The sequence below is a fragment of the Photobacterium sp. GB-72 genome (assembly GCF_003026095.1).
Taxonomy (GTDB): Bacteria; Pseudomonadota; Gammaproteobacteria; order Enterobacterales; family Vibrionaceae; genus Photobacterium.
In genome coordinates this window covers 1-632 of record NZ_PYNV01000054.1, presented here as the reverse complement: position 1 = coordinate 632, position 632 = coordinate 1, and the positions used below count along the sequence as shown (strand labels likewise).

Below are 632 nucleotides of genomic sequence, written 5' to 3'. Positions count from 1 at the left end.
ATGGATGAAGCATGGTTCGGTTACGCACGTTTTAACCCTATCTACAAGGGTCACTTCGCAATGCGTGGCGATGCTAAAGACCACAAAGGTCCAACAGTATTTGCAACTCACTCAACTCACAAGTTATTGAATGCATTGTCTCAAGCATCATACATTCACGTACGTAACGGTGAAGACGCGATCAACTTTGACCGTTTCAACCAAGCATACATGATGCACACTTCAACATCGCCACTATACGCAATCTGTGCGTCTAACGATGTTGCAGCTAACATGATGAAAGGCGAAAGTGGTAAAACACTGACTGACGAAGTAAACCGCGAAGCGATCATCTTCCGTCAAAACATGCGTCAGCTATTCAACAACTACACCAATGACAACGATTGGTTCTTCAAACCTTGGAACGCAGAAACTGTTACAGAAATGAACGGTGACAAGGTTAACTTTGAAGATGCATCTGTTGAGTCTCTAATGACTATCCAAGAGAACTGGAAACTAACTCCTGGCGACAAGTGGCACGGCTTTGACGAAATCGACAATGACTGGTGTATGCTTGATCCAATCAAAGTTAGCTTGCTAACTCCTGGACTTGACGACAACGGTAACTTCCTAGAAACAGGTGTTCCAGCAGC

1 pseudogene is annotated in these 632 nt (G+C 44.3%); it reads left to right on the top strand.

Annotation, left to right across the window (positions count from 1 at the left end):
• Window positions 1-632, top strand: a pseudogene (locus tag C9J40_RS21860) (arginine decarboxylase); the annotation flags it as partial.